At 66.8% G+C, this 25956-nt stretch carries 17 protein-coding genes; 16 read left to right on the top strand and 1 reads right to left on the bottom strand.

Features of this window, described 5'->3' with window-relative positions; translation table 11 throughout:
• The first annotated feature begins 2 nt into the window (after nucleotides 1-2).
• From FHG66_RS12035 to nhaA, 14 genes are all read left to right on the top strand, one after another.
• Nucleotides 3-674, top strand: a complete 672-nt coding sequence (locus FHG66_RS12035) for an amino acid ABC transporter permease (RefSeq protein ID WP_139077076.1) — start codon at nucleotides 3-5, stop codon at nucleotides 672-674.
• Entirely contained in the window at nucleotides 674-1414 is a 741-nt protein-coding gene (locus FHG66_RS12030) for an amino acid ABC transporter ATP-binding protein (RefSeq protein WP_139077073.1), read from the top strand. Before FHG66_RS12035 ends, FHG66_RS12030 begins: the two co-directional genes overlap by 1 nt.
• Nucleotides 1415-1443: 29 nt before the next feature.
• Nucleotides 1444-2679 (top strand): cysteine desulfurase-like protein, encoded by a 1236-nt coding sequence (locus FHG66_RS12025; RefSeq protein ID WP_139077071.1) that lies wholly within the window; start codon nucleotides 1444-1446, stop codon nucleotides 2677-2679.
• 810 nt (nucleotides 2680-3489) lie between these two features.
• A complete protein-coding gene (locus tag FHG66_RS12020) occupies nucleotides 3490-6834 on the top strand; it encodes a M10 family metallopeptidase C-terminal domain-containing protein (RefSeq protein ID WP_139077069.1) in 3345 nt (1114 codons plus the stop codon).
• Between the two features lie 100 nt (nucleotides 6835-6934).
• Nucleotides 6935-7351 carry a hypothetical protein gene (locus tag FHG66_RS12015; RefSeq protein ID WP_139077067.1) on the top strand — a complete coding sequence of 139 codons (417 nt, stop codon included), beginning with the start codon at nucleotides 6935-6937 and terminating at the stop codon, nucleotides 7349-7351.
• A gap of 348 nt (nucleotides 7352-7699) precedes the next feature.
• Nucleotides 7700-9292, top strand: a complete 1593-nt coding sequence (locus FHG66_RS12010) for an ABC transporter substrate-binding protein (protein ID WP_218013834.1) — start codon at nucleotides 7700-7702, stop codon at nucleotides 9290-9292.
• A gap of 60 nt (nucleotides 9293-9352) precedes the next feature.
• Nucleotides 9353-10360 (top strand): ABC transporter permease subunit, encoded by a 1008-nt coding sequence (locus FHG66_RS12005; protein ID WP_139077063.1) that lies wholly within the window; start codon nucleotides 9353-9355, stop codon nucleotides 10358-10360.
• 21 nt (nucleotides 10361-10381) lie between these two features.
• Complete coding sequence (locus FHG66_RS12000; protein ID WP_139077061.1) at nucleotides 10382-11290, top strand: ABC transporter permease subunit; 909 nt, start codon at nucleotides 10382-10384, stop codon at nucleotides 11288-11290.
• 3 nt (nucleotides 11291-11293) lie between these two features.
• On the top strand, nucleotides 11294-12142 hold the full coding sequence (locus FHG66_RS11995; RefSeq protein WP_139077059.1) for an ABC transporter ATP-binding protein: 849 nt from the start codon (nucleotides 11294-11296) through the stop codon (nucleotides 12140-12142).
• Nucleotides 12143-12324: 182 nt separating this feature from the next.
• Nucleotides 12325-13185, top strand: a complete 861-nt coding sequence (locus FHG66_RS11990) for a dipeptide ABC transporter ATP-binding protein (protein WP_139077132.1) — start codon at nucleotides 12325-12327, stop codon at nucleotides 13183-13185.
• A 336-nt stretch (nucleotides 13186-13521) separates the two neighbouring features.
• Nucleotides 13522-15300, top strand: coding sequence for a gamma-glutamyltransferase (gene ggt / locus FHG66_RS11985; RefSeq protein WP_139077057.1), 1779 nt, complete (start codon nucleotides 13522-13524; stop codon nucleotides 15298-15300).
• 428 nt (nucleotides 15301-15728) lie between these two features.
• On the top strand, nucleotides 15729-16697 hold the full coding sequence (locus FHG66_RS11980; protein WP_139077056.1) for a zinc-binding dehydrogenase: 969 nt from the start codon (nucleotides 15729-15731) through the stop codon (nucleotides 16695-16697).
• 209 nt (nucleotides 16698-16906) lie between these two features.
• Nucleotides 16907-17737, top strand: a complete 831-nt coding sequence (locus FHG66_RS11975) for a class I SAM-dependent methyltransferase (protein ID WP_176556232.1) — start codon at nucleotides 16907-16909, stop codon at nucleotides 17735-17737.
• A 153-nt stretch (nucleotides 17738-17890) separates the two neighbouring features.
• The gene (gene nhaA, locus FHG66_RS11970) at nucleotides 17891-19132 is read left to right on the top strand and encodes a Na+/H+ antiporter NhaA (protein ID WP_139077052.1); all 1242 of its coding nucleotides are present in this window, start codon (nucleotides 17891-17893) and stop codon (nucleotides 19130-19132) included.
• Nucleotides 19133-19348: 216 nt separating this feature from the next.
• Here the strand turns inward: nhaA and FHG66_RS11965 are convergent, their stop codons facing one another.
• Nucleotides 19349-21910 (bottom strand): AMP-binding protein, encoded by a 2562-nt coding sequence (locus FHG66_RS11965; protein ID WP_139077050.1) that lies wholly within the window; start codon nucleotides 21908-21910, stop codon nucleotides 19349-19351.
• Between the two features lie 1073 nt (nucleotides 21911-22983).
• Here FHG66_RS11965 and FHG66_RS11960 point away from each other — a divergent pair.
• The gene (locus tag FHG66_RS11960) at nucleotides 22984-23346 is read left to right on the top strand and encodes a response regulator (RefSeq protein WP_139077048.1); all 363 of its coding nucleotides are present in this window, start codon (nucleotides 22984-22986) and stop codon (nucleotides 23344-23346) included.
• 1169 nt (nucleotides 23347-24515) lie between these two features.
• A complete protein-coding gene (locus FHG66_RS11955; protein ID WP_246082572.1) occupies nucleotides 24516-25796 on the top strand; it encodes an AGE family epimerase/isomerase in 1281 nt (426 codons plus the stop codon).
• Nucleotides 25797-25956: the final 160 nt, after the last annotated feature.

Genomic DNA, 25956 nt, shown 5'->3' with positions numbered 1-25956 from the left:
GTTTGGACATTCTCGATACCTTCTTCAACGTTCCGGTGCTGATCCGGACCTACCCGCTCCTGCTTTGGGGGCTGTGGGTCACGATCCAGATCGGCGTGGTCAGCATCGTCGCGGGGCTTGTGCTAGGGCTGTTTCTCGCGCTGGCGCGGCTTTACGCGCACCCGTTCGTGCGCGGGATGGCCCGGGTCTACATCGACGTCCTGCGCTCCATTCCCATCCTCGTCCTGCTGATCGTCATCTACTACGCGCTGCCCTTTCTCGGGCTGCGGCTGTCGCCCTTCATGTCGGCCGTGGCGGCCCTGAGCCTCGTGTCGGCCGCCTACACCGCCGAAATCTTCCGCGCCGGCATCGAGGCGATTCCTCTCGGCCAGTTCGAGGCATCGCGTGCCCTGGGCCTGTCGCCCCGCCATCTCATGGTGGATGTTGTCCTGCCGCAGGCCATTCGCATCGTGATCCCGCCCCTGACCAACAACTGCATCAACGTCATGAAGGACACGGCCCTCGCGTCGGTGGTGGCGATGCCCGATCTGCTCAAGCAGGCGACGCAGGCCCAGGCTCTGACGGCCAACCCCAGCCCGCTTATTGGGGCGGCGCTGATCTACATCGCGCTGCTCTGGCCGCTTGTCGGCATGGTGTCGCGCTTGGAGCGCCGCTTCGCGCAGGCGGATCGCTGATGGCGCCCAGCTTCATTCATATCCGCGACCTGCGGAAGCGCTACGGCAGCTACACCGCGCTCCATGGCATCGACCTCGACATCGCCGAGGGGGAGGTGGTCTGCGTCATCGGGCCATCGGGTTCGGGCAAGTCCACGCTGATCCGCTGCATCAACCTCCTGGAGGAGTTCGAGCCGGGAAGCACGGTGATCCTGGACGGCACACCGGTGAAACGCGGACGCGCGCTGGAGAAGGTGCGGGCCGAGGTGGGCATGGTGTTCCAGTCCTTCAACCTCTTTCCCCACCTTACGGTGCTGCGCAACGTCATGCTCGCGCCCATGAGGGTGCGCGGGCTCGACGCCCGCCAAGCCGAGGGCCGCGCGCGAGAGCTTCTGGCCCGGGTGGGGATCGAGGGTCAGGCCGACAAATATCCGGGCAAGCTTTCGGGCGGGCAGCAGCAGCGTGTCGCCATCGCGCGCGCGCTGGCCATGGAGCCCAAGGTCATGCTGTTCGACGAGCCGACGTCGGCGCTGGACCCCGAGATGGTCGGAGAGGTCCTCGACGTCATGCGCCTGCTGGCCCGGTCCGGGGTCACGATGGTGGTCGTCACCCACGAGATGGGCTTTGCCCGGCAGGTGGCCGACCGCGTCATTTTCATGGACGGGGGCCGGGTCGTCGAGGAAGGCACGCCATCGCAGATATTCGACGCCGCGCGCGAGGAGCGCACACGCAACTTCCTGGGCGCCGTGCTGAACCACTGACGCCCCCTTTCCCTGCAGGAGATACCCCCATGACCGGGATCGCCCTCGACCTCGACCACGTCCGCCAGCAATTCCCCGGCCTCCATCGCGGCTGGACGCTCTTCGACAACGCAGGGGGATCACAGATCCTCAGGGGCGCGGTCGACCGCATGACCGAGTTCCTGTTCGAGCGGAACGTCCAGATCGGCGGCAGCTATGCCGTGTCGCAGGCCGCGGCCGAGGCCCTGCGCGACGCCCGGGCGGCGGCGCAGGTGCTCGTCAATGCTGCACGGCCCGAGGAGATCGTCTTCGGCCCATCGACGACCGTGCTCCTCCAGAACCTTGCCCGCGCCATGCGGACCCAGCTGTCCCCCGGGGACGAGGTCATCGTGACGATGGCGGACCACGAGTCGAACATCGGTCCCTGGGTCGCCCTGAGGGAGTTCGGGATCGAGGTCCTGTTCTGGCCACTGGACCCGGAGACGATGGCGCTCGACCTCGAGGATCTGAGGGCGTTGCTGACCGATCGGACCCGGTTGGTGTGCATGACCCATGTGTCCAACATCCTGGGGCAGGTGCACCCGGTGGCCGAGGTCGCGCGGATCGTCCACGAGGCCGGAGCCCGGCTTTGCGTGGACGCCGTGGCCTATGCCCCGCACAGGGCCATCGACGTGCAGGCCTGGGATGTCGATTACTACGTCTTCAGCCTCTACAAGACCTACGGGCCGCATTACGCGGTCATGTACGGCAAGCACGAGTTGCTGCTCGAACTGGATACGTTGTACCATTACTTTTACGGCAAGGATAAGGTGCCGGGCAAGCTGGAGCCGGGCAACCCGTCTTATGAATGCGCCTACTCCACGCTCGCCCTTCGGGACTATCTGGCGGATCTGGGCGGAGCGGCGGGCGGCACTGTGCGAAACCGCATCGAGGCCGCCTTCGGAGCCGTCACCCGTCAGGAGGATGCGCTGGTCGGGCGGCTGCTGTCCTACCTGACGTCGCGCAACGATGTTCAGGTCGTCGGGTCCAGCCACAACGCCAGTTCGACCCGCATTCCGACCGTTGCCTTCCATTTCGACGGACAGAACTCGGGCGAGATCGCCCGCCACATGGACGACCACAGGATCGCCATCCGGCACGGCGACTTTCATTCGCGCCGTCTGGTGGAGTACTTGGGCCTTGATGGGCAGGGCGGCGTGCTCCGCGTGTCTATGGTGCATTACAACACCCTCGACGAGGTCGACCGGCTTTGCGACGCATTGGATCGCATCCTCCAGGCCGCCTGACGGACAAGGGGCGTTCGACCGCGACCCGGCGCCGTATTCATGGCGGGACGGCGCGCCCCAAAAGGCGCCGCAGCCGGGCGCAAGGACAGCTTGCAGCCTCGGCTCGCCTGCTCGGCCTCACGCGCCTGGAGTTCGCCTCTCGCATGGCTGCCACATTAGACTTATGGCTACGCCGTCCGGTCAAGACTTAGGTGGCCGGTGGCCCTGCGATGTCCCTTGGGCCTGAGTGCGTGCGGATTACGGCGTTTCCGTGCCGCTTCACCATAAGCTGAAGGTTCGCGGTCGCGTCAGCGATGCGGCTGGCCAGTCGGTCGGAACACGTGTTCCGCGCGGTCCTCACGTACCGCAGGATGCCGAGCGCCCGGTTCAGCTGGGATCTCCAATGGGACGGCTGCAATGCCGACGTCAAGGAAATTGGCGGCAAGACGTGGCTGCTGGCGGACCGCCGTGGCTGTCTCCAGGTCGTTCACTTCTGCCCTGAACGGCTCCTGCCCTGCGGGCTGGCTGTCCGGTGCCGCGTCACCGTTTGGTGCGCCCACAGAAGAGCCCCCCGACCAGAGAACTCCCGTTCCGACAGGCCCTGCGGAACCTCCCATGCCCTATAGGCTGAACTCCGCGCGTCACGTCATGACCCTACGTTCCCGCGAATGAAGGTTAACAAAATCGTATGGACAGGTTCGAAACCGCGTCTCAGTATCCATGCAGGTTGAGTGTTTTCGAAGCGGAACACGCGGTGCGCGTGAATGGGTCACAGCACCAAAGCCATGCAGCCTGAAACGCCCAACAATCGACAAACAAGGGGTGCCAAAGATGCCGGTTCCAATGCAAGCCAGCGACGAATGGTGGGTCAATGACCAAACGCCGGATAACCCTTTTGGAAAGAGCGAGGATTACGAGGCCTTTCTCGACTATCCGGGGGATCTCGACCGCAGCCTGACGCCAGAAATCGCAGCGGAGCCGTTGAGGATCAATGTCACTGACCTCAATGATCATCCGGATTACAAGGAAGCCGCCATCGGCGCCCTGGAGGTCTGGTCCACCGTGACCCCTCTGCAATTCGAGATCGTCGACGACGCGCCCTTCGACAGCACCACGGACTGGATGGAGGTCGTCAGCCCGGAACTTGGTGAGCCGGACGACGGCAGCGCGTATTCGAGCGACCGTTACGTGAGCATAGGTCAGCGTTTCCACGATACCGAGCCGAACAAGACGGATATCGGCGGCTACGTGTTCGATTCATTCATTCACGAATTTGGACATGAATTCGGTCTGAATCATCCGGGCCTCTACAACTATAGCGGACCGGGCGGCGTCCAGATCAACTATCTGAACAATGCGACCTGGATCTACGATCGTCAGCAATACTCCGTCATGTCGTATTTTGACGGCATTGACGTCGGTGAAACCAGCCGCTGGTCGGCCTCCACGCCGCTCACCGCCGATATCGAGGCGTTGATCAGGCGCTACTTCTCGACCGTCGACGAGAACGGGGTACGGACCTATCAGACGATCGACCTGAACACGGGCGACGACACCTACGGCTTCAACAGCACGGTGTATGGCTACGAACTCGCCTCGTCGGGCATGCTGCGCGACATCGGGTTCGTGATCCACGACACCGGCGGAACCGACACGGTCGACTTCTCCGGCTCTACGGCGGGCACCATCCTCGACCTGCGGGCCGGACAGTTCTCCAGCGTCAATGGGCATACCAACAACGTATCGATCTTTGCCGGCCACAACGCCGACCAGACCGAGTACTACGTCGAGAACGGCATCGGCAGCCGCCACGACGACATCCTGATCGGAAACGACGGAAGCAACGTCCTCGATGGGCGCGGCGGCGACGACCGGATGGCCGGGAATGGCGGCGACGACGTGTACTTCGTCGACTCGGCCGACGACATCGTTCGTGAGCTGGCCGAGGGCGGAACGGACAGGGTCGTCGTGATCGCCGAGGGCATCAACGTTGGCCAGATCGCCAATGTGGAGACCATCGTCTATGCCGGCGGGTCGGCCGGGTTGCCGGCTGACAGCGATGGCGACGGTGAGACCCCGCCCGACGCCGGAGGCACCCTGACCAGCATTCTCTTCGGCGAGGCAGGCGCCGATACGCTCGACGGTGGAGCGGGCGGTGACATGATCTTCGGTCTGGACGGCGACGACCTGATCATCGGCGGTCGCGACTCCCTGGCCAGCCGCGACATCAACAACACGATCGATGTCGAGGACCTGGAGGACCAGACCGAGAGCGACGACGGCAACGACGCGCTGTTCGGCGGTCGCGGCAACGACACCATCCATGGCGGCGCCGGCGACGACACTCTGGACGGTGGCAGGGGCAACGATCTGCTCAGGGGCCAGGACGGCGTCGATGTGTTCCGGGGGGGCGCGGGCATCGACACGGTCGACTACAGCATGGAGAGTCCCTTCCAGCTGCTCGTGAACCTCGAGACGAACATCGCCAGCGGCGGCACAGGCTCGGGTGACACCTTCGACAGCATCGAGAACCTGATCGGGTCGGACGACCGCATCGACAGGTTCATCGGCACCTCCGCAGCAAACCACTTCCAGGGTCAGGGCGGCGGCGACTACTTCAACGGCCGCGGCGGCAACGACAGGCTGGATGGCGGCAACGACGGCGACATCCTGTACGGCGAGGAGGGTGACGACACCATCATTGGCGGCGCCGGCCAGGATTACCTGAATGGCGGCGCTGGCATCGACACGGTCGTGTACACCGGCAGCTCTGGCGGCGTGACGGTCGATCTGGCCGAGGGCACGGCCCGGGGTGGCGATGCCGACGGCCCCGCGCAAATCGTGGGCCGCGGCACGGTCATCCGGCACGACATCCTGGCCGGCATCGAGAACGTCGCCGGTTCCTCCTATGGCGACCACCTCATCGGCAATGCCCAGGACAACAGGCTCTCCGGGGCTGCGAGCGACGACACGCTGACGGGGGGACGCGGCGAGGACATCCTGAACGGCGGCGCCGGCAGCGACACGGCGGACTATGCCGATGCGACCAGCGGCGTCAGGCTCAACCTCGCGCGTGGCCGATCCGAGGGCGATACCTACATCTCGATCGAGAACCTCGCCGGGTCGGGCTTCCGGGATCGGCTTCAGGGCAGTTCCTCTGCCAACACCCTGACTGGCCAGGGTGGCGCCGACACTCTCGTCGGCGACGACGGGGACGACACCCTGCTGGGCGATTTCGCCTATGCAGGCGATGCACCGCCACGCCCCGGACTGGGCAGCGGCTACACCACGCTCGGGCCGGATGCGACGAACAACTCCATCGCGACCGCGCTGGACATCTCGAACAACTTCTCGCTGGCCGAAGACCCGGACATCTTCGACTCCACGACCCAGCTTCATACGACGGTCAACGCTGTTGGGACTGGCGAGGGTGGTTATTATCGGATCGATCTGGCGGCCGGGACGGTCATCACCATCGACATCGATGGAATCGCCGATCCGAACGTCCATGACAGCTGGGTGAGGCTGCTGGACAGCGACGGCGACATCGTCGCCCAGAACGACGACGGCGGCGGCGACCCCGGCTCCACGACCAGCCGGGACTCGAGCACGGTGTTCGTGGTCCAGGAAACCGGGACCTACTACATCCTGGAAGGAAGCTGGTCGGAGACGGCGCCGGGCGACGGCTGGTCGGAGACCGTGCCGGAGGGCTCGGCCTACGAGCTGAACGTCTCGGTCGAGTTCCCGCCAGCGCCGGCGGCACCCGGCGAAGCCGGCGCGGACAGGCTCATCGGCGGACGCGGCAGCGACCTGCTGGATGGCGGGCTCGCGGCGGACACGCTGCTCGGGGGGCAGGGCGAGGATTCGTTCCGCTTCTCGACGGCGCTCGGGGCGGGCAACGTCGACCGGATCGGGGATTTCGATGTCGGTGACGACCTGATCCTTCTGGACCAGCGGATCTTCACGTCCCTAGGCGGCGACGGTCCTCTCTCCTTGGAGGCCTTCCATAGGAGCTCGTCGGGCGTCGCGCAGGATGCGACCGACCGCATCATCTACGACACGGACAACGGAGCCCTGCTCTATGACGCGGATGGTTCCGGGTCGAGCGACGCGATCCTGTTCGCGCGCCTGAGTTCGGGTCTGCGTCTGTCCGCTGAGGATTTCGAGATCATCTGACGCAATCGGGGAGGGGGCCTTTGGGTCCCCTCCTGCTGCGGCGACGCTGCCTTTGGGCTTGGCGCCGCCCTTTCCAACCCGACGGTACAAGGATCGTGCGATGAAACGTCTGGCCCTACGCCGCAACGTGCTGATGGCTGCTGGAACGGCGGCTGTCATGGCCGTCGCGGCCTCAGTTTCCACGCAACAGGCCTCCGCGCAACCGGCCCATCTCAGCGGAACGGTCGGGTTCGCGGGCGGCGTGGTCATTCCGAACGGTGAGATCGAGATCTACATCGAAGACCCGGCCGCACGGGACGATGCAGGACAGCGGGCTGCAGAGACGCGTGTCGAAAGCGATGGAAAGTCCAAGGCGATAGGTTTCTCGCTTTCGGGCCCGAAAGCCTCGACCGCTTCGCCCAACACCCGGATCGTCGCGCGTCTGGAGCGCGCGGATGGCTGGCTACTGGCGCGAGGCAGCGCAACGGTCGGGGCCGACGCGCCGGTCCATATCACGCTTCACACGGTCATGTACTGACACGGACCTTCCGAGGTTCAACACGGAACCGTCCGGCCCTTCGGAGATGGGCCGAGCTGTCATGTCACGGTTCCCTCAAAGGCCGTGCGGGGTCAGGGGTGCTGATCACAGTGATCACGGTTCCACTAACGTCCGCCGTTGCGAACCCGGACTGCGGTTACGACAGGTCCATCCTGCCGGTTCAGGCAATCTGGCCTGCGATACCCGGCAAGCTAGGCCGCACATGACGTTATGTTCTCCGGTCGGGGTGCCCGTTTCGGCGGCGTTCCCGCCAAGGAGCGGTTGCTATCTCCCGAAGCTGCGCCTTGAATGGCGGCAGCTCGTTATCCGGCTCAAAGGAAGTTCGACATGACAGGATACTCGAAGTTGCTGATGACCGCGGCGGTCTGCCTTGCGGCGGCAGGCGCGCAGGCCAAGACGCTGGTCTACTGCTCCGAAGGATCGCCCGAGGGCTTCGACCCGGCGCCCTATACTGCAGGCACCACGTTCGACGCGTCCTCGCGTCCGATCTACAACCGCCTTGTGGAATTCGAGAAAGGCACCACCAACGTCATCCCCGGCCTGGCGGAACGCTGGGAGGTCAGCGAAGACGGGCTGCAGTACACCTTTCACCTGCGTCCCGGGGTCAAGTTCCACACGACCGACTGGTTCACTCCAACCCGCGACCTGACCGCCGACGACGTGATCTTCTCGTTCGAGCGGCAGCGCGATGCGTCGAGCCCGTGGAACCAGTACACGGCGGGGATCAGCTACGAATACTTCAATTCGATGGAGATGGGCACGCTCATCGAGAGCATCGAGAAGGTGGACGACCTCACGGTGCGATTCAACCTCACCCGGCCCGAGGCCCCCTTTCTCGCGAACCTCGCGATGGATTTCGCGTCCATTATGTCGATGGAATACGCGGACCAACTCGCGGCCGAGGACCGGATGTCCGACCTGAACCAGCAGCCGGTCGGCACCGGGCCGTTCCAGATGGTGGCCTACCAGCAGGACGCCGTGATCCGCTACCGCGCCAATGCCGAGTACTGGAACGGCAAGCCGCCGATCGACGATCTCGTGTTCGCCATCACCACCGACCCCGCCGTGCGGCTGCAGAAACTGCAGGCGGGCGAATGCCATGTCATGCCCTATCCCGCGCCCGCCGACATCGAGGCGATCCGCGCCGACGAGAACCTGACCCTGATGGAGCAGCCGGGCCTCAACGTGGCCTATCTGGCCTACAACACCCAGATGCCGCCGTTCGACAACCCGCAGGTTCGTCGCGCGCTCAACATGGCGATGAACAAGCAGGCGATCATCGACGCCGTGTTCCAGGGGACGGGCGAGGCGGCCAAGAACCCGATCCCGCCGACGATGTGGAGCTACAACGAGGAGATCGAGGACGACACTTACGATCCTGAGGCGGCCCGCCAGATGCTGGAGGAGGCGGGCGTTACCGACCTGTCCATGAAGGTCTGGGCCATGCCTGTGCAACGGCCCTACATGCCGAACGCCCGCCGCACCGCCGAGCTGATTCAGGAAGACTTCGCGGCCGTCGGGGTCGACGTGGAGATCGTCTCCTACGAATGGGGCGAGTATCTCGAACGCTCTTCGGCCGAGGACCGCGACGGCGCGGTGATCCTGGGCTGGACCGGCGACAACGGCGACCCGGACAACTTCCTTGGCGTGCTGCTGAGCTGCGCCGGTGTCGGCGAGGCCAACCGCGCCCAGTGGTGCAGCGAGGAGTTCTCGGACCTGATCAACCAGGCCAAGGCCACCTCGGACCAGGAGGAGCGTGCGGAGCTGTACCGGCAGGCGCAGGTGATCTTCAAGGAAGAGGCGCCCTGGGCCACCATCGCCCATTCCACCGTGTTCATGCCGATGTCGAACAAGGTGCAGGGCTATGTCATGAGCCCGCTCGGATCTCACCAGTTCGACGCCGTCGACATCGCCGAGTAAGGCACGACCCCCAGACACGGGCGCGGCGGACCTCTGCCGCGCCCCATGAGTTACGAACCCATGATACGATTTTTCCTCGGCAAGCTGCTCTACCTCGTGCCGACCTTCCTTGGCGTGACCATCGTCGCCTTCGGCTTCGTCCGTGTGCTGCCGGGCGATCCCGTGTTGCTGATGGCTGGAGAGCGGGGCATCTCGCCCGAGCGGTACGACCAGTTGATGCAGCAGCTGGGTTACGACCAGCCGGTCTGGTGGCAGTACCTCGAGTTCCTGGGCCGGCTTTTCCGCGGCGATCTCGGGGAGTCCCTGGTCACCAAGAGCCCCGTCCTGAGCGAGTTCCTGACCCTGTTCCCCGCCACCGTGGAACTGGCGCTTTGCGCGATCGTGCTTGCCACCCTGATCGGCATCCCTGCGGGGGTGCTGGCGGCGGTCAAGCGAGGATCGTGGTTCGACCAGATCAGCATGGGCACCGCGCTCATCGGCTATTCGATGCCGATCTTCTGGTGGGGACTCCTGCTCATCATCCTGTTCTCGGGCGTCCTCGGGTGGACGCCGGTCTCGGGCCGGATCTCGCTGCTGTTCTTCTTCCCCGAGGTGACCGGCTTCATGCTGATCGACAGCCTGCTGTCGGGGCAGGACGGCGCATTCGGGTCCGCCGTGGCGCACCTGATCCTGCCCACGATCGTGCTCGCGACCATCCCCCTTGCCGTCATCGCGCGGCAGACACGGTCCGCCATGCTGGAGGTGCTGGGCGAGGATTACGTCCGCACCGCCCGCGCCAAGGGCCTGCCTTGGCGACGGGTCGTGGGGGTCCATGCCCTCCGAAACGCCATGATCCCCGTAGTCACGACCATCGGGCTCCAGATCGGCGTGCTCATGGCAGGTGCGATCCTGACCGAGACGATCTTTTCCTGGCCGGGCATCGGCAAGTGGATGGTGGACTCCATCTTCCGGCGCGACTATCCGGCCGTGCAGGGCGGGCTCCTGATGGTCGCGGCCATCGTGATGGCGGTGAACCTGATCGTCGACCTTTTGTATGGCCTGATCAATCCGCGCATCCGCCATGTCTGATCATCCCAAGGAGATGCGGGCATGACCGCGACCCCCGACCTCGCCTCCAAACCGCCAGCCGGCACGCGACGGCAGATGCTGGCGGAGCTGTGGTTCTACTTCAGCCAGAACCGCGGCGCGGTGATCGGCCTCTGGGTGACCCTGGCGCTCGTCGTCGTGGCCCTGGCAGCGCCCCTGATCGCTCCGCACGCTCCGTCGATGCAGTACCGCGACGCGTTCCTGGTGCCGCCGTTCTGGCAGGAGGGCGGTAGCACTCGGTTCCTGCTCGGCACCGATGCCATCGGCCGCGATATCCTCTCGCGGCTGATCTATGGCTCGCGGTATTCGCTGTTCATCGGAGCGGTCGTGGTGACCATCGCTCTGGTGGGCGGCATCGTGATCGGCCTCGTGGCCGGGTTCTTCGGCGGCTGGGTCGACGCCGTGATCATGCGGGTCATGGACGTGATTCTGGCCTTTCCGTCGCTGCTGCTGGCGCTCGTGCTGGTGGCCGTCCTGGGCCCGGGCCTGATGAACGCGATGATCGCCATCGCGCTCGTGCTCCAGCCCCACTTCGCGCGCCTGACCCGCGCCGCCGTGATGGCCGAGAAGAACCGCGAATACGTCGTCGCGGCGCAGGTGGCCGGGGCCGGGCGGCTGCGGCTGATGTTCCGCACGATCCTGCCCAACTGCCTCGCACCGCTGATCGTGCAAGGTACGCTGTCCTTCTCCAATGCCATCCTGGATGCGGCGGCGCTGGGCTTCCTCGGGATGGGGGCGCAGCCGCCCACGCCCGAGTGGGGCACGATGCTGGCCGAAGCGCGGGAATTCATCCTTCGTGCCTGGTGGGTCGTGACCTTTCCGGGCCTCGCCATCCTTATCACGGTGCTGGCGATCAACCTCATGGGCGACGGGCTTCGCGACGCGCTCGACCCCAAGCTGAAGCGGAGCTGAGGCATGGCCCCCGTTCTTGAGATCCGCAACCTGTCCGTGAGCTTCGACACCTCGACCGGGCCGTTCCACGCCGTCCGGGGCATCGACCTGACCGTCGACCGGGGCGAGGTTCTGGCCATCGTCGGCGAAAGCGGATCGGGTAAGTCGGTCGCAATGCTGGCGGTGATGGGCCTTCTGCCCGACACCTCCACGGTGACCGCCGACGTGATGCGCTATGGCCCGCACGACCTGCTGACCATCGGCGACGCCGAACGCCGCGCCATCATTGGGCGCGAGATCACGATGATCTTTCAGGAGCCGATGGCGAGCCTGAACCCCTGCTACACCGTGGGCTTCCAGATCGAGGAGGTGCTGCGGCTCCACCTCGGCATGGCGGGCCGGGCGGCGCGGTCCCGGGCGGTGGAGCTTCTGACCGCGGTGGGCCTGCCCGATCCGGCGGACAAGCTGCGCAGCTACCCGCACCAGCTGTCGGGCGGGCAGTGCCAGCGGGTGATGATCGCCATGGCCATCGCCTGCAATCCCACGCTCCTCATCGCTGACGAGCCGACGACCGCGCTCGACGTGACGATCCAGAAACAGATCCTCGACCTGCTGCTCACCCTGCAGGAGGATCACGGCATGGCCCTCATCCTCATCACGCACGACATGGGCGTGGTCGCCGAGACGGCAGACCGCGTGGTGGTCCAGTACCAGGGCCGCAAGATGGAGGAAGCGCCGGTGCTGAACCTCTTCGAGGCGCCGCAGAACCCCTACACCAAGGCGCTCTTGTCGGCCCTGCCGGAGAACGCCACGGGCCGCCGCCTGTCCACGGTGAAGGACTACATGGACCAGTTGGCGGGAGGCGCGTCATGAGCGCCCGCGACGACCGGCCCGGAGAGGGACCGGGCACGACCGACCCGCGCGGCATCGGCCCGGGGGTGGAGCGCCAGCAGGGCGTCGGGCCCGCCGGCGCGGAACCCCCGCAGGCGAGGGCCGACGACGCCGGCCGGCGTCCCGTCACCGGCACTCCGGTCCTGCATCCGGTTCCGTTGCCAATCGATCCTGTTCTCGAAGGGCGAGCCATCACGCGCCACTATCACGTGGGCGGCGGGCTTTTTCGCGGGGCCAAGGTAGTGAAGGCCGTGCGCGGCGTGGACTTCGCGGTGGCCCGCGGCAAGACGCTTGCCATCGTGGGCGAAAGCGGCTGCGGAAAATCGACGCTGGCGCGGATCATCACCCTGATCGACCCGCCGACCTCCGGGACCCTTCTGATCGAGGGGAAGCCGGTCGAGATCGCGGGGCGGCGGCCATCGCGCGACCTGCGCTCCCGGGTGCAGATCGTGTTCCAGAACCCGCACGGCTCCCTGAACCCCCGCCAGAAGGTCGGCAACGTCCTGATGGAGCCGCTGGAGCTGAACACCGACCTCCCCGCGGCCGAGAGGCGGGACCGCGCGCGGGCCATGCTGGAGAAGGTGGGCCTCCTGCCGGAGCATTTCGACCGCTACCCCCATATGTTCTCGGGTGGGCAGCGGCAGCGGATTGCCATCGCACGGGCGCTGATGGTGAACCCGGCGATCCTGGTGCTGGACGAGCCGGTCTCGGCGCTCGACCTATCGGTGCAGGCGCAGGTGCTCAACCTTCTGGCGGATCTCCAGAAGGAGTTCGGGCTGACCTACGTCTTCATCAGCCACGACCTGTCGGTGGTGCGGCACATCGCCGACGAGGTGATGGTGATGCTGCGGGGCGAGGTGGTGGAGCGCGGCACGCGCGATGCGGTCTTTGCCGACCCGCAGCACAGCTATACCCGCACGCTCTTTGCAGCGACCCCGGTGACCGCCCTCCAGGCAATCCGCGCACGCGTCGAGCGCAAGGCCAGTCGCAGAGCTGCAGCGGGTGAGCGTCGTCCTGCCTTGTGACATGCACTGGTGCGGAACAGGAACCCTGCGCGGCGCCATGGGCCGGAAGGACGTCGGTCGGTGAGGGAGCATGGACCGCGAGGATCGGTCACCCTTGTCACTTCAGTGTTTCCCGAGAATTTCAGGCGCGGTGCTGCCCTTCACGCGTGTGGCCGGACCCGGGTCGGTGGTGGAGGCCCCTGAGCCAGGCCGCCAAAGGCTGGCGAGCGTAAGGACTGCGCGACCCATGGCTGGCCGGGCCCGATGGCAAAACCATGGCCCTCTCCCTGCCGCGACCTGTGCTAGGCTGCCAGGACCAGCCCCGGGGTGACCCGGGCACAGCAGAGGACGAGACCCATGCTCCATCCGACATCTGCCTGGCGCACGCTGCTGGCCGGCACCGCCCTGATCGCGCTCGTGTCCCTGGCACCACAATCCGCGCACTCCCAGAGCGCCACAGCCGATCTTGCTCCCGCGCCCGAAGCGCCGACAGGGCGTTCACAAGGCACGGGGGGCCGAGCGACCGAGCAGATGGTGGCGGCAGCCAATCCTCTGGCGGCGCAGGCCGGCCTGGAGATCCTCCGGGCCGGAGGGAGTGCGGTGGACGCCGCCATCGCCGTGCAGCTGGTGCTGAACCTGGTGGAGCCGCAGAGCTCCGGGATCGGCGGCGGCGCGTTCCTCCTGCATTGGGATGCCGACCGGCGCGACCTCGCGAGCCTTGATGGCCGGGAGACCGCGCCAGCTGCGGCGACGCCCGACCGCTTCATCGGCCCCGACGGGGAGCCGGTGGAGTTCATGGAGGCTGTCGTGGGCGGGCGTTCGGTCGGGGTGCCTGGCACCGTGCGCCTGATGGAGGAGGCGCACCGGCGCTGGGGGCGGCTCCGCTGGGCACAGCTGTTCGAGCCGGCGATCCGGCTTTCGGAGAACGGCTTCGCCATGTCGCCGCGCCTTGCGGGTCTCGTGGCTCAGGACGAGTTCCTGGCCGAGGATCCGCGGTCCCGTGCCCGGTTCTATGAGGCGGATGGCACGCCCAAGGCGGCTGGCACCCTTCTCAAAAGCCCCGAGTTCGCCGAGACCCTGCGCGTGATCGCGGCTGGGGGCGCGGACGCCTTCTACTCTGGCGAGATCGCACGGGACATCGTGGGCACCGTCGCCGGGCACCCCACCAAGCCCGGTGACATCACCCTTGAGGACCTCGCGGGCTACCGAGTGCTGGAGCGGGAGCCGATCTGCGGCGAGTATCGCGCCTACTCGGTCTGCGGCATGGGGCCGCCCTCCTCGGGCGCCATCGCCATCCAGCAGATCCTTGACGTCATCGAGACGACGGACATGGCTGCCATGGAGCCGGGTCCCGAAGCCGTCCACTGGTTCTCGGAGGCCGGGCGGCTCGCCTTTGCCGACCGCGCCCGCTACCTGGGCGACCCCGACTTCGTCAGCGTGCCCGTGAGGGGGCTTCTAGACGAGGGTTACATGGAGGGGCGCGCGGCCCTCGTGGACTCGGCCCGCACAATGGGCGAGGCCGAGGCAGGCGATCCGCCGTTCCAGATGCCGTTGCCCACGGCATCCTCGGATGGGATCGAGGACGGAACCAGCCATATCTCGGTCGTGGACGCCGACGGCAACGCGGTGTCCATGACCACCACCATCGAGTCGGGCTTCGGGTCGCGGCTGATGACAGAAGGTGGGTTCCTCCTGAACAACGAGCTCACCGACTTCGCCTTCGTGCCGGAGGAGGACGGCCGAGCCGTGGCCAACCGGATCGAGCCTGGCAAGCGACCGCGAAGCTCCATGGCTCCCACGATCGTCTTCGATGCCCATGACCGGTTGTATGTGGTCACCGGCTCGCCTGGCGGCAGCCAGATCATCAACTTTGTCGGCAAGACGCTGGTCGGCATCCTCGATTGGGGGCTCGATCCCCAAGCAGCCGTGGATCTGCCGAACTTCGGCTCGCGCAACGGCCCGACCGAACTCGAGGCCGGGACGGAGGCCGAAGGCTGGGCCGCGGCGCTCGAAGCCATGGGGCACGAGGTGAGCCTCATGGAGATGACCTCGGGCATCCAGGCCATCGTCGTCACGCCCGATGGCTTGGTCGGAGGGGCTGATAGCCGCCGTGAGGGCGTGGCAGTCGGCGACTGAAGATCCAGGCTCGCCGGTCGAGGACCTTTCGGAGCCGAGAGACAGCCCTGCGGGGACCGGATGGACCGATCTCGAGACCAGAGTTGCGCCGCGTCGATGTCCGGTCTGGGTTAGCGCAGGGTTACAGCGGGCTCTCGGAGCCTCGTGATGGCGCCAGGAGCCCCGATATCCCGGCCACCGTCCCCAAAGCCCGTCCGTAGCTGGCAAAGGGGTCAGACCGTTCGGGCAGTCCTGTGTGGTTGAGCCCGCTCGATGTGATTCCCGCGCCATAGCCGGACTAGGGCGTACCTGTTTGCTGGCGACGAAAGCCAACAAATCCATATGGGACGATGGTCCGTCCACCTGTCCCGGAGCATTGACCGCCCTTTTCCCCGCGTCGATGGTGGAGCGGCACTCCGGGTCTTCATCACTGCAGGAGTCCAGAACCCATGCGTAGCGTTGTGTACGAGAGCTTCGGCCGTCCCGAGCAGGTGCTGAAGGTCGCCGAGCGCCCCCGGCCAGAACCTGGCCCCGGGCAGGTGCTGGTGCGCATGGTGCTGTCGCCCATCCACAACCACGACCTGATGACCACCGCGGGCTCGTACGGGATCAGGCCCGCGCTGCCAGCGGTGGGCGGCACCGAGGCGCTGGGTCTGGTGGAGGTCCTGGGCGAGGGGGTGAGCCACCTCCGGGCCGGGCAGCGGGTCGCCGGAGGGGCCTCGGAGACATGGGCGGAGTTCTATCTGGCCGATGCCGCGCGGCTGGTGCCCGTGCCCGACGGGGTGAGCGACAAGACGGCCTGCCAACTGATCGCCATGCCGCTGTCGGCCAAGATGATCTTGGCCGAACTGGGGCTGAAGCCGGGCGACTGGCTGGTGCAGAATGCCGCGAACGGTGCGGTGGGCCGACTGGTGTCGCGGTTCGGGGAGGAGCAGGGCATCCGGGTGCTCAGCCTGGTGCGGCGGGACGCGGCCGTCGAGGAACTTCGGGCGCTTGGGATCGACAGGGTGGTCTCGACAGAAGGCGCGGACTGGCCGGAGCGGGCCAGGGCGTTCACAGGCGGCGCACCCATCCTCCACGGCATCGACTCGCTGGCGGGCGAGGGGCCGTCGCAGTTGGCCCTGGTCATGGCGGACGGGGGCACGATCAGCAGCTTTGGCGCCATGACCAACCAGCCGCTGCAGGTTCCACCGGCGCTGCTGCTCTTCCGCCGCATTACTGTGAACGGCTTCTGGGCCGCGAAGCCCCGCCTTTCGCCCCAGGAGATCGGGCGCATGGTGGGCGAGTTGGTGCAGGACGCGGCTGCGGGCCGGCTTGCGTTGCCGGTGAGTGGGACCTACCCGCTCCAGGAGATCGCCGAGGCGGTGAAGGCCAGTGGAGAGGCAGGCCGATCGGGCAAGGTGGTCCTGACGCCCTGAGTGGTTGATCTCGGGCGCCGTAGGCCCGTCAGGTCGGGCGGAATCGGAACGTTCGGTCACTGCGCATGGAAAGCCGGTATCCCGCCCGGGCCACTTGGTCGATGCGTTCCGTCGGACGGAACACAGGCCGGCAAGCGCCCGGGAACAAAACCGGGAGCAACCCCGGAAAGTCTTTGAGCGTGCTCTGCATCGTTGGCATGCCGGGCAACATGCCCCTGACAGACACAAACCCCCTCACCCGAGCGTGCCCCGACCCGGTCGTCGCTCTGCGCGAACAGGCTCCCCCTGCACCAGCGGCAGCCTCTTCGCTCTACGACATGGCCGAGGTTTACGACGCCATCACGCCACCCGGCCCGTGCGAGGCCTTTTACCGGGCCGAGGCACGCCGCGCCGGTGGGCCGGTGCTGGAGCTGGCCTGCGGAACGGGGCGGCTCACCATCCCCCTTGCGCGGGACGGGCACGAGGTCGTGGGGCTCGATGCTTCGCCGGCCATGCTCTTGCAAGCCGGGCGAAAGGCCGCTGCCGCGGGACTGGCCGTGACGTGGGTGTCCGGCGACATGAGGCGGTTCGACCTCGGGCGTCGGTTCGGCTTCGTTCTGGTGTCCTGCAACTCCCTGGGTCACATGACCGAGCCCGAGGATCTGCGCGCCTGTCTGGAGGCCGTGCGGCGTCATCTTGCGCCCGGGGGCGTGCTGGCCTTCGACGTGGTGCTGCCCGATCCGCGCAACCTGATGCCGCCGGCAGACGGCGTGCGCCGGCTCGACCTCGGTCCCAATCCAGCCTCGGCCATTCCGGGAGAGGAGCGGGTCGAGTACGACCCCGTGCGGCAGATCCGAACCGCCTACTGGCGCGTCCAGCCACGCGGGCGGGGGTGGATCGACCTCGAGCCCCTGGTGCAGCGGCAGTTCTTCCCGCACGAGTTGCCGCTCCTGCTCGGAGCGTCCGGTCTGGAGTTGATGGCGCGCTACGGCGACTTCGCCCGCAATCCGCTGGCACCCTGGAGCCTGAATCAGGTGTGTCTGGCCCGCAGGGCGGACTAGGACGGACCCGTCTCGATGCGGATCGGCTTTCAGGTTCAGCGTTGAACCCCGGTCGGTCGTCTCTAGTTCGACGAACAGGCGTGTGCTGCGTGCGCCCGGGGATACGCGCCCCGACTACGGAGACATGATCAACCATAAAGGAAACGCAGCCCCATGCCTGCCACGAAGCACGACCTTGCCCCCTCAACCCTCGAAGGGCAGCCGCGGCGGCGCCGTCCGTTCTCGATGCTGCGGGCCTTTCTCGACGGGCAGGCCTCGGGCGGTCTGGTTCTCATGGCGGCGGCGGCCCTTGCGCTGGTGGTGGCCAACTCACCCCTGGCGCCAGCCTACTTTGGCGCGTTGCATGCCTATTTCGGCCCCCTGAGCCTGTCGCATTGGATCAACGACGGCCTCATGGCGGTGTTCTTTCTGGTGGTAGGTCTCGAGATCAAGCGCGAGGTGCTGGACGGCCAGCTGTCCACCTGGTCGCGGCGCATCCTGCCGGGCGTGGCGGCCCTGGGCGGCATGGTCGTCCCGGCGCTCGTGTTCCTGGCCTTCAACGCCGATGACCCGACCACCGCGCGGGGATGGGCGATCCCTGCGGCCACCGACATCGCCTTCGCCTTGGGCGTGCTCTCGCTTCTGGGGTCGCGGGTGCCCACCTCGCTCAAGGTGTTCCTGACCGCATTGGCCATCATCGACGATCTGGGCGCGGTGGTGATCATCGCGCTGTTCTATTCGGGCGATCTGTCGATCCCGCATCTCGGGGGCGCGGCGGCCGTTCTGGGGCTTCTTGTTCTTCTGAACCGGATGCGCGTGACCTGGCTGTGGGCCTACCTCGTGCCGGGGCTCGCGTTGTGGTGGCTGGTGCTGGGCTCGGGCGTCCATGCCACGATCGCGGGGGTGCTGCTGGCGCTCACCGTCCCGCTTCGCACGTCACCCGCACGCCCCGACGATGTCGGCCACTCGCCCCTGCACCGCCTGGAGCACGCGCTGCATCCCTGGAGCACGTTCCTCATCATCCCAATCTTTGGCTTTGCTAATGCGGGCGTGTCGTTCGAACACCTCACGGTCGAGGCCCTGACCGACGATCTGACGCTCGGGGTAGCCCTGGGGCTCCTCCTGGGCAAGCTCGTGGGGGTCTACGGCAGCGCGTGGCTGGTAATCCGCCTGGGCTTGGCCGACGTGCCCATGGGGGCCGGCAAGCTCCAACTCTTTGGGGTCGCGCTTCTGTGCGGGATCGGCTTCACGATGAGCCTCTTCATCGGGCTCCTGGCATTCGCGAACGAACCGCTCCTCCAGGAGGAGGTCAAGGTCGGCATCCTGGGCGGCTCGCTCATCGCGGGTCTGCTGGGCTGGACCGTGCTGCGCCTGGCACCGCGCGATGTGCCTGCGCCCGCGTCGGCCGCGCGGTAGGCTCGGGGGCTGCCTGTCCAGGGACAGCGCGCCAGTGTCAGGTGCGCCTTCCTTTGCCTCACCTCCCTTTCATCAGGTCCGAGCCGGAGCCTGGACTGGGCGTCCCGAAGACGCAGAGGGTCCGGTCGGATCATGCTGTGGATACCATGTCCGCGACGGCCCGAGCAGGTTCCAGCGCCGCTGGCCCAAGCGACTGCTCCTACGGGCATGCTTGCCCTAGGCGGCTCCGACAGGCCGGTACGGCCTTGTCATGCCCCGGTTCCGATGATCGGAGATCAGTCGGCTCCCGGCCCTTTGCAGCCATCCCGCGAGGAGGCCGAGCCCCACGCCGCCCAGAACCGCTGCGGTGTCGATCGCCCAACCCGGTCCGCTCAAGCCCAGCGCGGGCATCAGCACCTCGGGCACGAGCCGGTGGAGCAGGTAGATCAGGAAGCTCGCCTGCGCGATGGCGAGGACCGGCCGCTGGGCTACCCAGGGCAGCCGCAGCCGTGGCACGAACAGGAGCCATGCCGTCACGCCCAAGAGCGCCGAGTACTTGATCCACGAGCCATACCAGTTGCCGCCCAGATAGGCGACGAGCGGCAGGATCACCGCCGCGGCGGCCAGCACGACGAGCCGCCGCCGCAGGGTGTCGGCCGCCGCGATGCACCAGCCCAGGGCACACAGAAAGAAGACCCAAGGGAGGGTGAAGATTCGGCGCCCCCCTACGTCCCACAGGTCGGGGCCGACCAGCCTTGCCGCCATCGCCACACCGAGCAGCGCCAAGCCAAAGGGGAATGGATCGCGAGCCACTGCCCGGCGAACGCCGGGCCACAGGAAGGGTACCGCGAGGACGAGCAGCATCTGCGTGTAGGCTTCGACGAACCAGTAAAGATAGGGGAGCATCTCGTGTCGCGCGGGGTCGGCAAACCCCCAGTTCCCCAAGAGAGCGACCGACGCCCAGGGCACCTCGTCCCAGGCCAGGGCGTAGCCCGCCAAGATCAGGTAGTAGGCGCCGAGCACCCGCAACAGGGGCCGGAAGAACCGCGGGAAGTCGCCCTCGACGAGGGCCGCTCTCTGGAAACGGCCAATCCCCAGGCCGATCAGCACGACCATGGCTGCTGCGCCGCCATAGACCGGCCAGCCGGTCTGGTGCTGCAGGACCACGGCCAGGATGGCGAGCGCGCGCAGGACGATGTCGCTGCCCAGCGAAGCGCCCTTGGCCTGGCCAGGAGAAAGGGTGCCCAGCTCGGCCAAGGTCATCCGCTCCCATCCGACCGGGACGTGCCCCAAGTGGCGCTGCAACTCCAGGCTCAGTTCCACATGGCGCAACGAGTCGCCGCCCAGGCTGGCGAAGCTGTCCTCCGGGCGGGGTCGGGTCGGGTGGAACACTTCACGGAACGCAGTCGCCACGTCGCTGTCGCGCGGAGCAAGGCCGGCCCGCAGGGCGGCATAGTCAGGCTTGCCCGAGGGCAGGCGCGGCAGCTCGGGCAGCCTTTGAGCCAGGATGTGCCGGGCCGTGAGTCCCGAGACCTGCATGGTCTGATCCGTGACCTCTGCCGGGCTCTGGTCCCCCGCGAAGGCGACCAACAGCCGGCGGTCGTCACCCACCACGGCCGCCACGATCCCGCGCTCGGCCAAAGCCGCCTCCAGGGCGTCGTGGCCGATCCGCTGGCCGGCAATCTTGGACATGCGCCGAAGTCGCCCCACGACGCGGTAGAGTCCGTCCGGATCGCGTCGCGCCAGGTCGCCGGTCGCCAGCTCGGTAACCTCGGCCGGGCGGCTCAGGTCGCTGCGTGCCTCGGCGTAGCCCATCATGACGTTGGGTCCGGTGTAGATCAGTTCACCCTGGGCCTCGGCCCCGTCCAGCCGCTTGCCGTTCGGGCCGCGCAGGGACAGTGCGCCTCCGGGGATGGCGACGCCGATGCTGTCGGGATGGGAATCCGCCAGATGCGGGGGGAGGTAGGCGATCCGGGCCGTGGCCTCGGTCTGGCCGTACATGACGAAGAAGCGTCCGCCTTTGCTGGCCAGATGCTGGTGATACCGCCGGACCTGCTCGGGGGCGAGGCGCCCGCCCGCGACGGTCATCAACCGGAGATCGGGCAGAGGATGGTCGCGCAAGCCGATGCTTTCCAGCAAGTCGTAGGTGTGTGGCACACCCGCCAGGCTCGTGCATCCGGACTCGGCCATGGCGTCGAGAAAGCCCGGAGCCTGCACCGAGCGCGGATGCAGCCACAGGCTCGCCCCCACCGCGAGATGAGAGTTCAGCACCGAAAGACCATAGGAGTAGTGCAGCGGCAGGATCAGGGCCGCGCGATCCTCGGGGCCGAGGTCCAAATAGTCCGCGATCGCACCCGCATTGGCCTGCAGCGCCGTTTCGGCCAGCCGGACGCCCTTGCCGTGCCCCGTGCTGCCGGAGGTCTGGAGAAGCAGCGCCAGATCGGGATGCGGCTCCGGGCCTGCCGGCACCCCCGAGGGCAGGAGGCGCCAGCGCCCCTCGACCCGGCGGAAGCAGGCGTCCGGCGAAAAGCGGGCCGCAACCCTTTCGCGGGCAGCCGCATCGCCGTCGGGCAGCAGGGCCACGGCATGACCGGCGCGGAGGACGCCAAGATAGGCTGCGACGGCTTGAGGGTCCGACGCAGCCTCGATGGCCACGAGCCGCTTTGGTCCGCGAAGACGGTCTGCGATGCTCTCCGCCCTTTCTGCCAAGTCCCGATAGGTCCATGGGGCGTGGCCGGGGACGAGCAGGGCCGGGCGTGAGCCGAACCGGGCAAGGTCGCGAGCAAAGTCAGGGGGCATGGCAGGGAGCGTCCGTCGGGCGTGGGCTCGCAGCGAGTAAGAATTCCACCTGAAACAGTCAACAATGTTGCTGCCACATGTTGTTGAAAACGGCGGCGCGCCCGACAGCCATCGAGGTTGAGCGTCCACTCCTCGCTGCTAAACATTCGGCCCGGAAGGCGTGGCCATCACCCTCACCGTAGCTTCAGTTCAAAGCCCACCCAGCAGGGCATGAACAAGGCAATCGCCGACGGCCGCACCGCTTTGGCCGCGGCGGCGGCGGCGTCGAGCAGCATAGCGATTGCGTAGACCTCTGGCTACTGATCCAACGTGTCGCCGAGAAGGCCTTCGACGAGATCGCCCGTGCTGCGGGCCTCCGTGGTCCAGCGGGCCGCCTGGTTGGTGCGCTCGTCCTTGTGGCGGACCATCGCGATTAACAGCTCCGAACGCTTCCCGAACGTTCAAGCGACTGCCTACCTGCTGACCTCCGCGACCGAGCCGGTTTCGAACTGGCCGACATCCCGCAGCCCTGTCGGCAATCAGGGTCAAGGCCGTATCCAGAACGGCGCCCCCGGTCGCATCGCTGATCGACTTCTGACTGACTTTACAGCCACTTGCCAACTCTGTGAAGACTACTATAAACCTCGTTTCCTCACCCTTCCGCCCTCGTCGGTACGGCTGTCCGGTTCACCATGCTCGATGCGGGCCTCGCGTTCACCGGCCTCCGCGTCATCGTCGCCTGATCGCGGTCGGTGGGCTGCCATGATCCGGCCCGCCAGCTATCCGATCACTCTCGCAGGCTCGGGAGGTGACGCCAGCAGGTGTCGACCTCCGCGTACCATCGCTCGATTAGCTCGTGTTCGTCGAACGGCGCTCATCCTGCATGGAACGATCCTTTAGCCACCCTGCATGAACATTGGGGCCTTGAGGTCATCCTTGTCATTCGCCAAACCGTTCCCCGGCCTATCTGGTCTGATCAGAGCGAATTCATTTCGGCAGGGTTGCCTCTGCGCGATGGAAGCGACTACGGGAGCAGGGCCCAAACGGGCCATGAGGTGCGAGGCGGGGACTTGGGCGGACTGACAGGCAAGAGGGTGCTCATCATCGAAGACGAGCCCATCATCACAATGATACTCGAGGACATCGTCGACGACCTTGGCATGACGGTGTCCGCGTGCGGGTCGACACTGGCGGAGGCGAGCGAACTCGCTCGGGTCAGCGACTGCGATGCCGCGATTTTCGACATCAACCTCCACGGCCAGATGAGCTATCCGGCGGCCGAAATCCTGGCCCGGCGAGGCGTGCCGCTGGTCTTTGTCACGGGTTATGCCCGCGACAGGGTTCCGCCCCTGCTCGCCAATGCGCCAGTGCTGCCCAAGCCTTATCAGGCCCATGAGATCGCTGCGGCCCTGGCCGGCGTCCTTGGCCTCTCGGATGCGTCATGCCGTCCAGCCTAGGTGGAATTCTGACGCCGCCATAACGCAATGCCCTGCGCGTAGCGGCGCTCGTCACGTGAGATCCTGGGCCGTTGGGCTGTGCTTGGAGGTCATCGGGCCTAGGGGATGGAGGCGTTCTGGAAGGGTAGGGACGTCGTCCGATCGATCCTGGATGGCGGTGATGAGGCTCCGGGATGCCCGTGGGGCGACCATGCAGACCATGGCGGACAGCTGACCTTGCTCGGGTCATCGTAGGGAACGGCCAGGTTTCCTCAGGCCCCACCATGTCAGCGAGCCTGCGAGTCACGAAGAGGCCCGTGACGGATCGTGCGTAGGCAAGAACCTGTTCGCCTTCGGCGGTCTTGAAGGTGCCGCTGCCGCAGCATCGTTGTGAAGCGCCAGCCGCTGCCGTGCCCTTTGAGTCTTTCCACAATGTCCATCACGGGATCGAGAGCCACGGTGAGCCCCATCGCCGGGCGTGTCGTGGAATGAGGAATCAGAACTCCGCGCTTCGCCCGGTCAGGCAGGGCAGACAAGCGGGCGCCGCCATAGGTCGCCACGAATCCAGCTTAGGCATCCAAATCAGGATTGGGCAGGAAATGGCCGAACAGGTCGGGTATCGGGCCCTGCGTGGGTTCCGGTCGGGCAGCGGCGAGAACAGGTGGCCCAAGGGTCAGAAAAGGCTCGGACTCTGCGTCGAGCTGTCAGAGACCGGCTTCGGAGTTGGGCGTCAAGGTTCCTGTCCAGGTCCGCGAAGAGGATGGAGGTGCCTTGCCCTCAGCCTTGAAGGGAGGAACGGTGGATCGGAGCGATCATTCCTGGCGCGCCAAGCATGAATTAGCCGCGGCCGCCTTGCTTGCCGCAGCACGGCGGCATCGCTGGTCTCCTGTGCGCCGCTCGGACTGTGCGTTGCCTCACCGGCATTGCGACCTCTAGCCGCTATCTGCAAGGCAGGGCCGAATGACTATGGCACTTTCACGGCGCGGGCCCCTGTCCTTCACTGACTGGGAGGCACTGTCTGCGGAACTGGCGACCGACCATCGCGCGACACGGGTTTGGTCATCGACGACACATTTCAGGCTGCCCGATCCCGGACCTCGGCGCTTTGCCAAGCGACTGGCCGCCGACCCCGGAGTTCGGTACCACGAGCCCGCCGCTGCACCGGAGCGCGGAACCGAAGGAGGGGCAGGATGCAGTCCAGCAAGGATGGCTCGTGGATCGGGATGGACGGGGTGCGGCTGGTGGACCGGCCGGTGCACCGGCGCTGGCTGCTGACCGAAGCCGAGCGCCTCATCGCATTGTTCCAGCGCAACGCCCTGAACCCCCGCGGCGGCTTCTTCAACTTGGCCGAGGACGGACGACCCTTGTCCGACGCCGGTCCGAACGGGTCCCGGCGCAAGCTCCACGAGACCACCCGGATGGTCCACTGCTTTGCCATAGCCCACCAGCTTGGACTGCCCGGGGCGGACCGCATGGTCGATCACGGCATGGATTTCCTGTGGACGGCGCATCGCGACCCGCGCGAGGGCGGCTATGTCTGGGAGGTGGACGATTCGGGCCCGACCGATGGCACCAAGCAGGCCTATGGTCATGCCTTTGTCATACTCGCAGCGTCGTCGGCCCTCGTTGTCGGGCATCCTGACGCGCGTCGACTGCTGGACGATGCGACCGGCATCCTCCTTGGCCGCTTCTGGGACGACGCGGCCGGTGCCACGACCGAGGAGTACGGACGGGACTGGCACCCCTTGGGCGATTACCGAGGCCAGAACTCGAACATGCACCTGACCGAGGCGCTGATGGCCGCCTTCGAGGCCACCGGCGAGACGCGCTGGCTGACCATGGCCGAGCGTATCGCCGGCCTCATCATCGACCGGCATGCCCGCGCCCAGGGCTGGCGCGTGGCGGAGCACTTCACGGACGCCTGGGAGGTGGACCGCGCCTATGAAGGCGATCCCATGTTCCGGCCCGCCGGCACGACCCCCGGTCACGCGCTCGAATGGAGCCGGCTCCTTGTCCAGCTTTGGCAACTGGGCGGACAAAAGCACGACTGGCTGCCCGAGGCCGCCAGGGCGCTGTTCCTTCGCACCGTCGAAATCGGCTGGGACCCGGTCGAGGGCGGGTTCTACTATACTCTCGACTGGGATGACCGTCCCGCTCAGTCCGACCGTTTCTGGTGGCCTTGCGCCGAGGGGATCGGAGCAGCCGCGACGCTGGCCGCCATCGACCCGGACCCGCGCTTCGAACTTTGGTACCGCCGCGTCTGGGACTTCACGGCCAGATGCCTCATCGACCACGAGCACGGCGGCTGGTTCCCCGAACTTGGGCCCGACCTGCGCCCGGTGTCGCGGGTCTTTGTCGGCAAGCCGGACCTATACCACGCCTTGCAGGCCTGCCTCATCCCGCTCGTGCCTCCGACGGGCAGCATCACGCGCGGCTTCCTGGATGGAGGGCGAAGCCTGCTGGGTAGATGAGCGACCCCTGTTCCCCGGCTGGTTCCCTACGGGTAGCAGAGTGCCGTCGAGGTTCGACCGGCACGTCATCGCACGCCGGCGTAACCTGTGGCCGCAGAGTCCAAGGCCAGGGGCGCGACGAGCTGCCCTCTGCCGCCTCATCGTTCGAGAAGGCATGCAC

It is taken from the genome of Rubellimicrobium rubrum, assembly GCF_006152115.1.
Classification (GTDB): domain Bacteria; phylum Pseudomonadota; class Alphaproteobacteria; order Rhodobacterales; family Rhodobacteraceae; genus Rubellimicrobium; species Rubellimicrobium rubrum.
The sequence above is the reverse complement of the archived record's forward strand: the minus strand, read 5'-3'. Positions and strand labels throughout refer to the sequence as shown.

Coding starts and splice junctions, on each gene's coding strand:
- FHG66_RS12030 (WP_139077073.1), top strand. CDS start 674: ATGGCGCCCAGCTTCATTCATATCCGCGACCTGCGGAAGCGCTACGGC.
- FHG66_RS12025 (WP_139077071.1), top strand. CDS start 1,444: ATGACCGGGATCGCCCTCGACCTCGACCACGTCCGCCAGCAATTCCCC.
- FHG66_RS12020 (WP_139077069.1), top strand. CDS start 3,490: ATGCCGGTTCCAATGCAAGCCAGCGACGAATGGTGGGTCAATGACCAA.
- FHG66_RS12015 (WP_139077067.1), top strand. CDS start 6,935: ATGAAACGTCTGGCCCTACGCCGCAACGTGCTGATGGCTGCTGGAACG.
- FHG66_RS12010 (WP_218013834.1), top strand. CDS start 7,700: ATGACAGGATACTCGAAGTTGCTGATGACCGCGGCGGTCTGCCTTGCG.
- FHG66_RS12005 (WP_139077063.1), top strand. CDS start 9,353: ATGATACGATTTTTCCTCGGCAAGCTGCTCTACCTCGTGCCGACCTTC.
- FHG66_RS12000 (WP_139077061.1), top strand. CDS start 10,382: ATGACCGCGACCCCCGACCTCGCCTCCAAACCGCCAGCCGGCACGCGA.
- FHG66_RS11995 (WP_139077059.1), top strand. CDS start 11,294: ATGGCCCCCGTTCTTGAGATCCGCAACCTGTCCGTGAGCTTCGACACC.
- ggt (WP_139077057.1), top strand. CDS start 13,522: ATGCTCCATCCGACATCTGCCTGGCGCACGCTGCTGGCCGGCACCGCC.
- FHG66_RS11980 (WP_139077056.1), top strand. CDS start 15,729: ATGCGTAGCGTTGTGTACGAGAGCTTCGGCCGTCCCGAGCAGGTGCTG.
- FHG66_RS11975 (WP_176556232.1), top strand. CDS start 16,907: ATGCCCCTGACAGACACAAACCCCCTCACCCGAGCGTGCCCCGACCCG.
- nhaA (WP_139077052.1), top strand. CDS start 17,891: ATGCCTGCCACGAAGCACGACCTTGCCCCCTCAACCCTCGAAGGGCAG.
- FHG66_RS11965 (WP_139077050.1), bottom strand. CDS start 21,910: ATGCCCCCTGACTTTGCTCGCGACCTTGCCCGGTTCGGCTCACGCCCG.
- FHG66_RS11955 (WP_246082572.1), top strand. CDS start 24,516: ATGCAGTCCAGCAAGGATGGCTCGTGGATCGGGATGGACGGGGTGCGG.